Annotated in this window: 13 protein-coding genes and 2 tRNA genes; 7 read left to right on the top strand and 8 right to left on the bottom strand. The window is 68.9% G+C overall.

All coding sequences use genetic code 11. The features are described 5' to 3' along the window. The first annotated feature begins 230 nt into the window (after window positions 1-230). On the top strand, window positions 231-482 hold the full coding sequence (locus OG735_RS20340) for a DUF3073 domain-containing protein (protein WP_307662491.1): 252 nt from the start codon (window positions 231-233) through the stop codon (window positions 480-482). A gap of 84 nt (window positions 483-566) precedes the next feature. On the opposite strand, the gene purM is transcribed toward OG735_RS20340, so the two are convergent. Then, window positions 567-1,661, bottom strand: a complete 1,095-nt coding sequence (purM, locus tag OG735_RS20345) for a phosphoribosylformylglycinamidine cyclo-ligase (protein ID WP_327324608.1) — start codon at window positions 1,659-1,661, stop codon at window positions 567-569. Between the two features lie 33 nt (window positions 1,662-1,694). Then, a complete protein-coding gene (purF, locus tag OG735_RS20350) occupies window positions 1,695-3,212 on the bottom strand; it encodes an amidophosphoribosyltransferase (RefSeq protein ID WP_327324609.1) in 1,518 nt (505 codons plus the stop codon). A gap of 182 nt (window positions 3,213-3,394) precedes the next feature. On the opposite strand from purF, the gene OG735_RS41990 reads away from it, so the two are divergent. After that, window positions 3,395-3,487 carry a putative leader peptide gene (locus tag OG735_RS41990; protein WP_442812461.1) on the top strand — a complete coding sequence of 31 codons (93 nt, stop codon included), beginning with the start codon at window positions 3,395-3,397 and terminating at the stop codon, window positions 3,485-3,487. A gap of 364 nt (window positions 3,488-3,851) precedes the next feature. On the opposite strand, the gene OG735_RS20355 is transcribed toward OG735_RS41990, so the two are convergent. From OG735_RS20355 to purS, 6 genes are all read right to left on the bottom strand, one after another. Next, complete coding sequence (locus tag OG735_RS20355) at window positions 3,852-4,658, bottom strand: META domain-containing protein (RefSeq protein ID WP_327324610.1); 807 nt, start codon at window positions 4,656-4,658, stop codon at window positions 3,852-3,854. Window positions 4,659-4,819: 161 nt separating this feature from the next. Then, on the bottom strand, window positions 4,820-5,611 hold the full coding sequence (locus tag OG735_RS20360; protein WP_327324611.1) for a maleylpyruvate isomerase family mycothiol-dependent enzyme: 792 nt from the start codon (window positions 5,609-5,611) through the stop codon (window positions 4,820-4,822). 41 nt (window positions 5,612-5,652) lie between these two features. Then, window positions 5,653-6,990, bottom strand: a complete 1,338-nt coding sequence (locus OG735_RS20365; RefSeq protein WP_327324612.1) for a hypothetical protein — start codon at window positions 6,988-6,990, stop codon at window positions 5,653-5,655. A 215-nt stretch (window positions 6,991-7,205) separates the two neighbouring features. Further along, window positions 7,206-9,455 (bottom strand): phosphoribosylformylglycinamidine synthase subunit PurL, encoded by a 2,250-nt coding sequence (gene purL / locus OG735_RS20370; RefSeq protein WP_327324613.1) that lies wholly within the window; start codon window positions 9,453-9,455, stop codon window positions 7,206-7,208. Continuing rightward, complete coding sequence (gene purQ, locus OG735_RS20375) at window positions 9,452-10,132, bottom strand: phosphoribosylformylglycinamidine synthase subunit PurQ (protein ID WP_327324614.1); 681 nt, start codon at window positions 10,130-10,132, stop codon at window positions 9,452-9,454. The genes purL and purQ overlap by 4 nt, the downstream gene beginning before the upstream one ends. Next, a complete protein-coding gene (gene purS / locus OG735_RS20380) occupies window positions 10,129-10,374 on the bottom strand; it encodes a phosphoribosylformylglycinamidine synthase subunit PurS (RefSeq protein ID WP_215092426.1) in 246 nt (81 codons plus the stop codon). The genes purQ and purS overlap by 4 nt, the downstream gene beginning before the upstream one ends. A 279-nt stretch (window positions 10,375-10,653) precedes the next feature. Between purS and OG735_RS20385 the strand changes: the two genes are divergently transcribed. The 5 genes from OG735_RS20385 to OG735_RS20405 all read left to right on the top strand — a co-directional run bounded on the left by OG735_RS20385 (window position 10,654) and on the right by OG735_RS20405 (window position 13,155). After that, on the top strand, window positions 10,654-10,989 hold the full coding sequence (locus OG735_RS20385; RefSeq protein ID WP_327324615.1) for a histone-like nucleoid-structuring protein Lsr2: 336 nt from the start codon (window positions 10,654-10,656) through the stop codon (window positions 10,987-10,989). 100 nt (window positions 10,990-11,089) lie between these two features. Next, a tRNA-Gly gene (locus OG735_RS20390) sits at window positions 11,090-11,161 on the top strand. Between the two features lie 80 nt (window positions 11,162-11,241). Beyond that, window positions 11,242-11,314, top strand: a tRNA-Gly gene (locus OG735_RS20395). Between the two features lie 133 nt (window positions 11,315-11,447). Continuing rightward, window positions 11,448-12,389: an ABC transporter ATP-binding protein gene (locus OG735_RS20400; RefSeq protein WP_327324616.1), complete on the top strand. Its 942-nt coding sequence runs from the start codon at window positions 11,448-11,450 to the stop codon at window positions 12,387-12,389. Window position 12,390: 1 nt separating this feature from the next. Beyond that, on the top strand, window positions 12,391-13,155 hold the full coding sequence (locus OG735_RS20405) for an ABC transporter permease (RefSeq protein ID WP_327324617.1): 765 nt from the start codon (window positions 12,391-12,393) through the stop codon (window positions 13,153-13,155). The last annotated feature ends 11 nt before the right edge of the window (window positions 13,156-13,166 follow it).

Raw genomic sequence — 13,166 nt, forward strand, 5'->3', positions numbered from 1 at the left:
CGGCGGGTCGACTGCCAAGAAGAGGTTAAAATCGCAGTTGACCAGCGAGGACGGGGCTCCTCGAGGGTCCTGTGAAGTGGCACGTCATGCGGGCGGCGTACCGTATGGCCGCGGAAGCAGGTACCGTTGAAGTCCTACGGACCGGTCTCTCCATGGAGAGTCCGTTCCGAATTATGAACGCGTGTCAAGACTCTGGGGCCGTCGAGCCCCGTCACCGAGGGGGTCGAGCCATGGGGCGCGGCCGGGCCAAGGCCAAGCAGACGAAGGTCGCCCGCCAGCTGAAGTACAACAGCGGCGGGACTGACCTGTCGCGTCTGGCCAATGAGCTGGGCGCATCGCCTTCGAGTCAACCACCGAACGCTGAGCCGTTCGAGGACGACGACGAGGAAGATGACCCGTACGCACAGTACGCGGATCTGTACAACGACGACGATGACGAGGACGACGAGTCCGGTCCGTCGTCACAGCGCCGCGGCGCTTGACGTACGTACACCTCAAAAAGCGTTGCTACGTGACCCGGTCCGAGGCCCCCGCCCCGGACCGGGTTTCGCGCTGCCCTTGTGGGCTCAGCCTGCGTAGTCACCCGTGAGCGTCGCGCCCGTGGTGTGCTCGCCGCGCTCGGTGATCTCTCCCGCGACCCAGGCGTCGACGCCGCGGTCCGCGAGCGTGGTCAGCGCCACGTCCACCGACTCCTCGGGAACGACGGCGATCATGCCGACGCCCATGTTGAGGGTCTTCTCCAGCTCGAGCCGCTCGACCTGACCGGCCTTGCCGACGAGGTCGAAGACCGCGCCCGGGGTCCAGGTCGAACGGTCGACGACCGCGTGCAGGCTGTCCGGGATGACCCGGGCCAGGTTGTTGGCAAGACCGCCGCCGGTGATGTGGCTGAAAGCGTGCACCTCGGTGGTCCGGGTGAGCGCCAGGCAGTCCAGCGAGTAGATCTTGGTGGGCTCGAGGAGCTCCTCGCCCAGGGTCCGCCCGAATTCCTCGACCTGCTGGTCCAGGGACATCTTGGCGCGGTCGAAGACGACATGGCGGACCAGCGAGTACCCGTTGGAGTGAAGGCCGGAGGACGCCATGGCGATCACCGCGTCACCCGTACGGATACGATCCGCGCCCAGCAGCCGGTCGGCCTCCACCACGCCCGTACCGGCGCCTGCGACGTCGAAGTCGTCCTCGCCCAGCAGTCCGGGGTGCTCGGCGGTCTCGCCGCCGACCAGCGCGCAGCCGGCCAGCACACAGCCCTCGGCGATGCCCTTGACGATGGCGGCGACACGCTCGGGGTGGACCTTGCCCACGCAGATGTAGTCGGTCATGAAGAGCGGCTCGGCGCCGCAGACGACCAGGTCGTCGACGACCATGCCGACGAGGTCGTGGCCGATCGAGTCGTACACGCCCATCTTGCGGGCGAGATCGACCTTCGTGCCGACGCCGTCGGTGGCCGAGGCGAGCAGCGGACGCTCGTAGCGCTTGAGGGCGGAGGCGTCGAAGAGGCCGGCGAAACCGCCGAGGCCACCGAGGACCTCGGGGCGCTGCGTCTTCTTCACCCACTCCTTCATCAGCTCGACGGCGCGGTCGCCGGCTTCGATGTCGACGCCCGCGGCTGCGTAGCTGGCACCGGCGCCCGCGTGCGGAGCACGCTCAAAAGACTCAGCTGTCATGACGGAGAGAACTTTCGTGTCGTACTGGAGGACTTACGGGCGACGGAGCGCGTCGGCGGCATCGGCGCCGCCCGCCAGCTCCGTCTCCAGAAGCTGCTTGCCGAGCAGCTCGGGGTCGGGAAGGTCCATCGGGTACTCGCCGTCGAAGCAGGCGCGGCAGAGATTCGGCTTGGCGATGGTGGTCGCCTCGATCATCCCGTCGAGGGAGATGTACGAGAGCGAGTCCGCGCCCAGCGAGGTGCCGATCTCTTCGATCGTCATGCCGTTGGCGATGAGCTCGGCGCGGGTCGCGAAGTCGATGCCGAAGAAGCAGGGCCACTTCACCGGCGGGGACGAGATCCGGATGTGGACCTCGGCGGCGCCGGCCTCGCGGAGCATCTTCACGAGCGCACGCTGGGTGTTGCCGCGGACGATCGAGTCGTCGACGACCACCAGGCGCTTGCCGCGGATGACTTCCTTGAGCGGGTTCAGCTTGAGGCGGATGCCCAGCTGGCGGATGGTCTGGGACGGCTGGATGAAGGTGCGGCCGACGTAGGCGTTCTTCACCAGACCGGAGCCGTACGGGATTCCGCTGGCCTCGGCGTAGCCGATCGCGGCGGGAGTGCCGGACTCCGGCGTCGCTATGACCAGATCCGCTTCGACCGGGGCTTCCTTGGCGAGCCTGCGACCCATCTCCACACGGGAGAGATAGACATTCCGGCCGGCGATGTCGGTGTCGGGGCGGGCCAGATACACATACTCGAAGACACAGCCCTTGGGCTTCGCGTCTGCGAATCGGGAGGTGCGGAGGCCGTTCTCGTCGATGGCGATGAGCTCGCCCGGCTCGATCTCGCGGACATAGCTGGCGCCGCAGATGTCGAGGGCGGCGGACTCGCTCGCGACGACCCAGCCGCGGTCGAGGCGGCCGAGGACGAGCGGGCGGATGCCCTGCGGGTCGCGGGCCGCGTAGAGGGTGCCCTCGTCCATGAAGACGAGCGAGAAGGCGCCCCTGACCTCGGGCAGTACCTTGGCGGCGGCCGCCTCTATGGTCAGCGGCTTGCCGTCGTCGTCGACCTGGCCCGCGAGGAGCGCGGTGACCAGATCGGTGTCATTGGTCGCGGCGACCTGGGTGGCCCGGCCGTTCTCCTTGGGGAGCTCGGCGACCATCTCGGCGAGCTGGGCGGTATTGACCAGGTTTCCGTTGTGGCCGAGCGCGATCGAGCCGTGGGCGGTCGCCCGGAAGGTCGGCTGCGCGTTCTCCCACACGGAGGCGCCCGTGGTCGAGTAGCGGGCGTGACCGACCGCGATATGACCCTGGAGGGAGCCGAGGGAAGTTTCGTCGAAGACCTGAGAGACCAGGCCCATGTCCTTGAATACGAGGATCTGTGAGCCGTTGCTCACCGCGATTCCCGCGGATTCCTGGCCTCGATGTTGGAGGGCGTAGAGCCCGAAGTAAGTGAGCTTCGCGACCTCTTCGCCCGGGGCCCAGACACCGAAGACGCCGCAAGCGTCCTGGGGGCCCTTCTCACCGGGGAGCAGGTCGTGGTTGAGTCGTCCGTCACCACGTGGCACGGCACCGAGTGTAGGCGAGATCGACCACTGGTCCGAATTGGGGATGCGGAGCGGGCTCGCTCGGGGGTGGTCCGGGGCGGTCCTGACGGGCGCACGGGGGCTTGGCGGGTGTCCATCCGGGGGTCCGCATTTCGGGACGCTCGTTGGCAGGTACACGGGGATTCGGGGAAAGCTCCTGGCTCATGAAGCCTCTTGGTGACCGGGGGGTCACGCTGGTGGAGCGCCGACACGCTGACCTGGTCCGTGTCGCGAGCGCGATCTGTCGCTGCGTGTAGTTCCTCGCTGACCCCGGTTCGGGGGTCCTTTCGGTTCTGGTTCCGGGGTCCGGAACGGGTCCGGTCTGCTCACGGGGCGGTCGGTCCGCCCCGCGTTGCGCATTTCACACTGCCGCTCCCCCTTCGGGAGCTTGGCCAGTCATGTCTGGAGACACCGTGACCTCGTACGACCACAGGCCGAGCCGGCGCGCCTTCGGGGGAGCCGTTGGCGCCGCGGCCGCCGCCGTTGGGGCTCGCGGCCGGGACCGCCTGGGCCGCAGCGCCTCAGGAACGGGCCTTCCGGGCCGCGCGGGCGCTCGGCCGCTCGGCCGCTCGGGCGGCCCGGGAGCGGACGGACGCCGGGCTGCTTCCGTACCCCGGCTGATCACTTCTGTGCGGCGGTGGCGGCCAGTCCCTTGCCGTTCGGCGCGGTGAGGGACAGGCCGCGGTGCTGCAGTTTGTACGTCACCGTCCCGTCGAGAACCTTGAGCAGTTCGCGCTCCACGTTCATCTCCGGGCCCGGACACTGCTTCCGGGTGGTGGCGAGGCGGCCGAAGGTGATGTTGGTGCCGGTGATCTTCGCGGTGCTGTGGAAGGTGTTGCAGCCGAGGCTGCCCTGTACGGAACCGTCCTTGCCGAAGGTCAGATACGCCTTCTTGTCCGTGCCGGCCGGCAGGGACGACGCGGTCCCGTCGGAGAGGAGTGAGTTCACCCACCACTTGGTGCCCACCAGCGCGGCCGGACGCTCGGAGGTGAGGGCGATGGAGTCGCCCTTCTCGGTGGTCAGCGTGAGCTTCCCGTCGGCGATCTTCGCCTTGAGCTTGCCGGAGAAGGCGGCCCGCAGCTCGTCCTCGAAGCCCTGAATGCCCTTGGCGCAAGCCATCTCGGTCATCTCGGCCGGGCTCACGGTGACCGTGTCGCCGTCGACCTTGACGTCCGCACCGAAGTGGTTGCAGCCGTAGTTGCCCTGGGCCCGGCCCTTGTCCGTGATCTCGACATGCGCGCCGGCCGGCGCCGCGGACCTCTTACCGCCGACGGTCACGCTGTCGACGGACCAGTGGACGCCGGTGAGGGGCAGATCGGTCTTCACCGAGCCGCCTCCGTCGCCGGAGCCGGATCCCGACTCCGTGCCGCAGGCGGCAAGGGCGAGGAGGGCCAGGACGGTGACAGGAATGCTCAGCTGGTTGCGCATACCGTTGGGACGGGGGAGGTGAGGCTCTGGTTCCCCCGCCGGGTTCCGGCGCTGCGTTCAGCCGCTGGGTTCCCGCGCTGCGTTCCCCCGCCGCGATCAGCCGCTGCGTTCCCCCGCCGCGATCAGCCGCTGCGCTCAGCCACTGCGCTCAGCCACTGCGCTCAGCCGAGGATCGGCAGCAGCGCCGAGAGGTCGGCGCGCTCGCCGCTCGCGCTGACCTTCGCCGCGTCGAGCGCCTCGGCCCATCCCGTACGCCCCGTGGCGAGCCGGATCCAGGTCAGCGGGTCGGTCTCGACGACATTGGGCGGGGTGCCGCGCGTGTGCCGCGGGCCTTCGACGCACTGCACAACGGCGAACGGCGGCACGCGCACCTCGGTGGATGCACCGGGGGCCTTCACCGCGAGGGCGTCTGCGAGGAGCCGGGTACAGGCGGCGAGCGCCTGTCGTTCGTACGGGATGCCGAGGCCCGTCGCGTCGTTCAAGTCGTCGGTGTGGACGATGAGTTCGACAGTGCGGGTGACGAGGAAGTCGCCGAGGCGCATCGCGCCGACGCGGGTGGCGAGCAGCCGGCCGTCGGACGCCGCGGGCAGCAACTCGGCCAGCCGGGCGGCAGTTCGCACATAGAGTTCTTCGGGCTCACCGCTCGCCGCAATCTCCTTGGTGTCGTCGGAGACCTTCCCGGCGAAGGCGACGGTCGCGAACGGCCAGTCCAGCAGATCGAGTTCCTGCCTGGCGGGCTCGGGCTGCTCGAGACTCCGGCCGACCGCACCGACGACCATGGCGATGTGCCCGGCCAGATCGCGCACCCTCCAGTCGCCGAGTCGGGTGGGAAGGGCGAGCTGCTCGGGCGTGAGCGTGCCCACCGCCTGCCGTACGTTCTCGAACTGGGCGAGGACGGCGGCGCGGATCTTGACGGGGTCGTAGCTGCGGGTGCGCTTCTTGGCCGGTGGCATGAGACCGACATTAAGGGGTGGGTACGACAGCGGGCGGGCGTTCACTCCCTGACGAAGTCCGCGGGCTCGGGGAACTTCACGTCCGTGCAGCCGCGGCGGGCTGCGACGTCGTCGACGTACGCGCGGAGCAGCCCGCTGAGGCGTCCTTGAACGACCCTGTCGTACACATTGCCCAGCGTCATCGTGTGCACAGCCGGCCGTCCTTCGCAGACGGAGGAGGCCCACCAAACCCGGGTGCCGCGGCCTCTGCCCGCCGTCCCGGGTGCCACCTTGACCTGGTCGCCTCCGAAGCCCTCGGCCACGACCTCGGCCGCCTCGTCGCCGAAGAACGACTGCGTCCTCACCCACCACCCCGCGAACCGCAGCGCGTCGGAGAGGCGCTGATCCTTGAGCACGCCGTCCGCGTGGTGTGGCCAGATCCTGCGGGTCTCGTCGGCACTGACCGCAAGGAGGCAGGCTTCCTGCCAGCTCGCGGAGCCGGCCGGCGCATCGAGGGCCCGGTCGGGCAGCTCGCCGCGCCCCTTTGCGGTGAACCGCGCGTACCAGCCGCAGGTCCCGGAGGCCGACTCCGCCCTGCCGAGCCGCACCTCGGCGGCTGCCAGCCGCTTCGGGACCTCGGGCAGCGCCGCCTCGCAGCCCAGCCGGTCTGCAGCCCGGTCGGCGGCGTGCCGGGCGATACCGGCCAGCGCCCTGAGGTCCGCCGCGGTGACGTCGGCGTCCTCCTCGTACTGAGCCACGGCCAACGCCTTGACGGACGTAATACGCCCCTTCGTCCTGGCCGGGTTCGCGCACACCGCCTTCGCCGTGGCGGTCGAGTCGTCGTAGTGGCCGAGCCTGCCGTCGCCGAGCGGGTGCGGCAGCGCCTCGTCGGCGCGTGCCACGAGAGCCTCGTCCCTGGGACGGTCGCGCCGGTCGAAGGGGTTTTTCGAGCTTCCGGAGACGATGTTGGCGTATCCGTCGGAGGGCTGCGGGACGACCGTGAGCGCGAAATGCGCGTACGTGGTGCCGGGTTCGCCCACCCGGTAGATGACGCAACTGCCTGTCTGCTGCTCGGAGTCGATGGTGTCGTCCGCGTCGCTGCTGGGTTTGACCCGGTAGATGCCGCCGTTCAGCCGCAGGACCGCGTCCGGCGCCACCAGCCCGCCGCACGCGCTCACGATCTTCTCGCGGCTCGCCGCCACATCCCGGTGCTCGTCGTACTCCAGCCAGAACCCCCAGCAGGCCCCGCCGATCCCGGCCACCGCGAGCGCGCACAGCAGCCGGTTGACCGCATTGCGCCGGCGGCTTCCGCGGTCCGGAAACATCCGCGGTGGGCGGTCGGGGAACGCGATGTGCGAGCCCGGATCGTCCGGCCAGCGCGATATGGGCGATGAGTTCATGGACTTCCCGCTCCCCCGTACGACGGCACGGCCGACGAAACTATCAGGCAGGCACGTCCGGCTTCGCGGCGGTGAACGGTTCGCTGTTCCCCGGAACGCCGATACCGCGCGCCGACGGAACGGAATTCCACGCGCCGTATCCACGACGTCGGGGCGACGACTGAGCCCCTGCCCGAGGCGGACCCGGACAGGGGCTCACATCAATCGGTGATGCGTCAGACCAGCAGACCGGGGATGGTCTCCTCGTGTGCCGTACGGAGCTCGGTCAGCGTGATGCTGAACTCGCCCTGGACCTCCACGTCCTCGCCGTCCACAACACCGATACGGGTCACGGGCAGACCCCGCGCCCCGCACATGTCGTTGAAGCGGAGCTCCTCGCTGCGCGGCACGGCCACCACCGCACGGCCCGCCGACTCGCTGAACAGCAAGGTGAAGGCGTCGAGCCCGTCCGGGACGATCAGTCGCGCGCCCGTACCGCCGCGCAGGCACGACTCGACGACGGCCTGGATCAGACCGCCGTCCGACAGGTCGTGCGCCGCGTCGATCATGCCGTCGCGGGAGGCCGAGATCAGGATGTCGCCGAGCAGCTTCTCGCGGTCCAGGTCCACGGCCGGCGGCAGCCCGCCGAGGTGGTCGTGGACGACCTGGGACCAGGCCGAGCCGCCGAACTCCTCACGTGTGTCGCCCAGCAGGTAGAGGAGCTGGCCCTCTTCCTTGAAGGCGATCGGCGTACGGCGGTTCACGTCGTCGATCACGCCGAGCACCGCGACCACGGGCGTCGGGTGGATGGCCACGGCGCCGGTCTGGTTGTAGAGCGAGACATTGCCGCCGGTCACCGGAGTGCCGAGCTGCAGGCAGCCGTCCGCGAGACCACGCGTGGCCTCGGCGAACTGCCACATGACGGCCGGGTCCTCGGGCGAACCGAAGTTCAGGCAGTCCGAGATGGCGAGCGGCTTGGCGCCGGAGGCGGCGACATTGCGGTACGCCTCGGCCAGCGCGAGCTGCGCGCCCGTGTAGGGGTCGAGCTTCGCGTACCGGCCATTGCCGTCGGTCGCCATGGCCACGCCCAGGTTCGACTCCGCGTCGATCCGGATCATGCCCGCGTCCTCGGGCTGGGCCAGCACGGTGTTGCCCTGCACGAAACGGTCGTACTGGTCGGTGATCCAGGACTTCGAAGCCTGGTTCGGCGATGCGACCAGCTTCAGCACCTGCTCGCGCAGCTCCTCGGACGTCGCCGGCCGGGGAAGCTTGTTCGCGTCGTCGGCCTGGAGCGCGTCCTGCCACTCCGGACGGGCGTACGGACGGTGGTACGTCGGGCCCTCATGAGCCACCGAACGCGGCGGTACGTCCACGATCTGCTCGCCGTGCCAGAAGATCTCGAGCCGCTCGCCCTCGGTCACCTCACCGATGACGGTGGCGATGACGTCCCACTTCTCGCAGATCTCGAAGAAGCGCTCGACCTTCTCCGGCTCCACGATCGCGCACATGCGCTCCTGCGACTCGCTCATGAGGATCTCCTCGGGCGAGAGGGTCGCATCACGCAGCGGCACGGTGTCGAGCTCGACCCGCATACCGCCGGAGCCGGCGCTCGCCAGCTCGCTCGTCGCGCAGGACAGTCCGGCGCCGCCGAGGTCCTGGATGCCCGCGACCAGCTTCTCCTTGAAGATCTCGAGCGTGCACTCGATGAGGAGCTTCTCCTGGAAGGGGTCGCCGACCTGGACGGCGGGACGCTTGGCCGGGCCGGTCGACTCGAAGGTCTCGGAGGCCAGCACGGAGACGCCGCCGATGCCGTCGCCGCCGGTACGGGCGCCGTACAGGATGACCTTGTTGCCGGGGCCGGAGGCCTTCGCGAGGTGGATGTCCTCGTGCTTCATCACACCGATACAGCCGGCGTTGACCAGCGGGTTGCCCTGGTAGCACTCGTCGAAGACGACCTCGCCGCCGATGTTCGGCAGGCCGAGGCAGTTGCCGTAGCCGCCGATGCCCGCGACGACACCGGGCAGCACCCGCTTGGTGTCGGGGTGGTCTGCCGCGCCGAAGCGCAGCGGGTCGACGACCGCGACCGGACGGGCGCCCATGGCGAGGATGTCGCGGACGATGCCGCCGACGCCGGTGGCCGCGCCCTGGTAGGGCTCGATGTAGCTCGGGTGGTTGTGCGACTCGACCTTGAAGGTGACGGCGTAACCCTGGCCGACGTCGACGACGCCCGCGTTCTCGCCGATGCCGACGAGCATGGCGTCGTTCTCGGGAACCTTCTCGCCGAACTGCTTCAGGTGGACCTTGCTGCTCTTGTACGAGCAGTGCTCGGACCACATGACGGAGTACATGGCGAGTTCGGCGCCGGTCGGGCGGCGCTCGAGGATTTCGCGGATGCGCGCGTACTCGTCCTGCTTGAGGCCGAGTTCCTTCCAGGGCTGCTCGACGTCGGGGGTCTCGGTGGCGTGCTTGACGGTGTCGAGAGTCATACGGAGACCAGCTTCTTCAGGATCGAGGTGAAGAATCCGAGGCCGTCGGTACGGCCCGTACCGATCAGCGGCTCGACGGCGTGCTCGGGGTGCGGCATCAGACCGACGACATTGCCCGCGGCGTTGGTGATGCCGGCGATGTCACGGAGCGAGCCGTTCGGATTGAAGTCGAGATAACGGAAGGCGACCCGGCCCTCGGCCTCGAGCTCGTCGAGCGTGCGCTCGTCGGCGACGTACCGCCCGTCCATGTTCTTGAGCGGGATCTGGATCTCCTGACCGGCGGTGTAGTCCGCCGTCCAGGCCGTCCCGCTCGTCTCCACCCGCAGCTTCTGCTCGCGGCAGATGAAGTGGAGGTGATTGTTCTGGAGCATCGCGCCCGGCAGCAGATGCGACTCGGTGAGGATCTGGAAGCCGTTGCAGATACCGAGGACCGGCAGACCGGCCTTGGCCTGCTCGATGATCGTCTCCATCACCGGCGAGAAGCGGGCGATGGCTCCGGCCCGCAGATAGTCGCCGTAGGAGAAGCCTCCGGCCAGGACCACGGCGTCGACCTGCTTGAGGTCCTTGTCGCGATGCCAGAGCGAGACGGGTTCGGCGCCCGCGAGACGGACGGCGCGAAGACTGTCCTTGTCGTCGAGCGTGCCGGGGAATGTGACGACTCCGATACGAGCGGTCACGACTCCACCTTTACGACGAAGTCCTCGATGACAGTGTTGGCGAGGAACGTTTCGGCCATCTCATGGATGCGGGCGAGGGCGGCGTCATCGACCGGCCCCTCCACCTCCAGCTCGAAGCGCTTTCCCTGACGGACGTCCGCGATCCCGTCGAATCCGAGGCGGGGCAGTGCGCGCTGCACCGCTTGGCCCTGGGGGTCGAGGATCTCGGGCTTGAGCATGACGTCGACTACGACGCGTGCCACGGGCACTCCCGGTGGTGTGTTGCGAGGGCGGTTCCCTCAGCGTACCCGCCCGAAAAATCTACGCGAGTAGATATCTCGAGAACGCCCGGGGAAAATCCAGAGAAAAATCCCGCTCCCCATTGCCGTCGGACACGCGCATGTAATTGGCTGGGCTTCACAATGCGCCGCCTACCGCTGTACAAAGGAATACAGAGGAAAGCAGCATTGCCCCTCACCAGCCGGAAAGCCGGTATCACCGCATGCCAGAACCGGCGATACCGCAGGAAAGGACCGATATCCGTGGCTCAGCGAGTAGTGGTCACGCTCTCCGACGACATGGACGGCGGAGAAGCGGCGGAAACGGTCGCGTTCGCCCTGGACGGGAAGTCGTACGAGATCGACCTCAATCCCTCCAATGCAAAGAAACTGCGCAAGGCCCTGGCCCCGTACATGGCGGCCGGCCGAAAGCAGACAAACGCCGGGAAGCGTGACAAGTCCCGCATCTCCTACCGGCACACCTCGCTCGCGCCCGCCCCGGCGGCCGTGCGGGCCTGGGCACAGTCCAACAAGATGGACGTGCCCGCTCGCGGCCGGATCCCCAAGAGGGTCTACGAGGCCTTCCGCGAGGCCAGTTGAGGGGCGCCCGCGGCTCCGAGTTGCACTGCACCCCTGCTGTTCGGATAGAGTCTGGAGCACGCCGAGGGGCGAGGCCGCAAGGTCCGACCTCACGCAGCGTGCGGGTGTAGTTCAGTAGTAGAACATCCCCCTTCCAGGGGGAAGGCGCAGTGTGCAATTCCTGTCACCCGCTCTGCATCGCTTTACCGGCCATCCAGGTGGATCAGGTAGGGTGGTGATCGCACCGCCCAGTGAGAGCTGAGCGGCAGCAATGCGGACGTGGCTCAGTTGGTAGAGCATCACCTTGCCAAGGTGAGGGTCGCGAGTTCGAATCTCGTCGTCCGCTCAGAGTGAAGGCCCCGGTCGAATCGACCGGGGCCTTCGTCGTATCCGTACGGCCCGGGTCCGATGACATTTGTCATCGGCAGTGATGACAGCGCGCACTGCCCGTCGCTCACGCTCGGCGGAAGCCTTGAGCCATGACCACAGACCAGTACGTCATTGAGGCGGAAGGGCTGCGCCGGACCTACTCCGGCGGCTTCGAAGCGGTGACCGGAATCTCCTTCTCCGTGGCACGCGGCGAGATCTTCGCCCTGCTCGGGACCAACGGCGCGGGCAAGACCTCGACGGTCGAGCTGCTCGAAGGCCTCGCCGCTCCCGACGGCGGGACCGTACGCGTCCTCGGCCACGATCCGTACCGCGAGCGCGCCGCCGTCCGGCCGCGGACAGGCGTGATGCTCCAGGAGGGCGGCTTCCCGTCCGAGCTGACGGTCGCCGAGACCGCCCGTATGTGGGCGGGCTGCACCAGCGGGGCGCGGCCCATCGGTGAGGCGCTGGAGCTGGTGGGGCTCGAAGGGCGCGCCGGCGTGCGGGTCAAGCAGCTGTCGGGCGGCGAGCGGCGGCGACTGGACCTGGCGCTGTCCGTGCTCGGGCGGCCGGAGGTGCTCTTCCTCGACGAGCCGACGACCGGTCTTGACGTGGAAGGGCGGCATGGCACCTGGGAGTTGGTGCGGGCGCTGCGGAACGGCGGCACCACGGTGCTGCTGACGACGCACTACCTGGAGGAGGCCGAGTCGCTGGCCGACCGGCTGGCGATCATGCACCGGGGGCGGATCGTGACCGCGGGGAGCCCGGCCGAGGTGACGGCTGCCCGGCCGTCCCGCATCCGGTTCACACTGCCCGAGGGGGTGACTGCGGCACGGCTGCCGCTCACGCTGCGGGCCGCCGCGGACGGACGGCAGATCGAGATCCGTACGCGCCGGCTGCAGCAGACGCTCGAAGAACTGCTGCGATGGGCGCGGGAGTCGGACGTACGGCTCGACGGGCTGGATGCCCGCACCGCCTCGCTCGAAGAGGCCTTCCTCGACATCGCGCAGGGCATGACGCAGGACATGACGCAGACGGAAACGGCAGGTGTGTGACATGACCGCGACGGCCGGACGGCTGACCGCTCTCGGGCGGGCCGAACTGACTCTTCTGCTGCGGAACCGGACCGCGCTCGCCGTGGCGCTGGTGATGCCCGGGGCGACGGTCGCGGTGATCAAGTCATCACTGGACCAGATCGATCCCAACGAGGCCGGGATGAGCATCGCGGAGGCGGCGATGACCGGCGGGATCGGGATAGTGCTGATCCTCGTCGTCCATCTCAACCTCGTCTCGGCGTATGTGGCGCGGCGCGAGGAGCTGGTTCTCAAGCGGCTGCGCATGGGGGAGGTGCCGGACCGCGAGATCCTCGCCGGGACGGCGCTGCCCGCTGCCGGTCTCGCGCTCGCACAGTGCGTCCTGATCGTGGTGGCTGGGGTCGCCTTCCTGGGTGTGGGGGCGCCGAAACGGCCCGAACTGCTGGTCCTGGGTGTGCTGCTGGGGGTGGTGCTGCTGGCCGCGCTGGCGGCCGCCACGTCCGCGGTGACCCGGACCGTGGAGAGCGCTCAGCTCACCTCGCTGCCGATGCTCTTGATCTCGTATGCCGGCTCCGGCCTGTTCGTACCGCTGGAAGTGATGCCGCAGGACCTTGCGTCCGCGTGCAAGCTGCTGCCGGTGACCGGGGTGATGACGCTCGTACGGGCCGGATGGCTGGGCGGTGCCGATGCCCATGACGTGGTCGGGGCTGCGGTGACGGCTCTGGCCTGGACCGCACTCTCGGTGTTTGCTGTGCAGCGGTGGTTCCGCTGGGAGCCCCGCCGCTGACTTCGGGAGTT

The organism is Streptomyces sp. NBC_01210 (genome assembly GCF_036010325.1).
Lineage (GTDB): Bacteria > Actinomycetota > Actinomycetes > Streptomycetales > Streptomycetaceae > Streptomyces.

Coding starts and splice junctions, on each gene's coding strand:
- OG735_RS20340 (WP_307662491.1), top strand. CDS start 231: ATGGGGCGCGGCCGGGCCAAGGCCAAGCAGACGAAGGTCGCCCGCCAG.
- purM (WP_327324608.1), bottom strand. CDS start 1,661: ATGACAGCTGAGTCTTTTGAGCGTGCTCCGCACGCGGGCGCCGGTGCC.
- OG735_RS41990 (WP_442812461.1), top strand. CDS start 3,395: ATGAAGCCTCTTGGTGACCGGGGGGTCACGCTGGTGGAGCGCCGACAC.
- OG735_RS20355 (WP_327324610.1), bottom strand. CDS start 4,658: ATGCGCAACCAGCTGAGCATTCCTGTCACCGTCCTGGCCCTCCTCGCC.
- OG735_RS20360 (WP_327324611.1), bottom strand. CDS start 5,611: ATGCCACCGGCCAAGAAGCGCACCCGCAGCTACGACCCCGTCAAGATC.
- OG735_RS20365 (WP_327324612.1), bottom strand. CDS start 6,990: ATGAACTCATCGCCCATATCGCGCTGGCCGGACGATCCGGGCTCGCAC.
- purL (WP_327324613.1), bottom strand. CDS start 9,455: ATGACTCTCGACACCGTCAAGCACGCCACCGAGACCCCCGACGTCGAG.
- OG735_RS20400 (WP_327324616.1), top strand. CDS start 11,448: ATGACCACAGACCAGTACGTCATTGAGGCGGAAGGGCTGCGCCGGACC.
- OG735_RS20405 (WP_327324617.1), top strand. CDS start 12,391: ATGACCGCGACGGCCGGACGGCTGACCGCTCTCGGGCGGGCCGAACTG.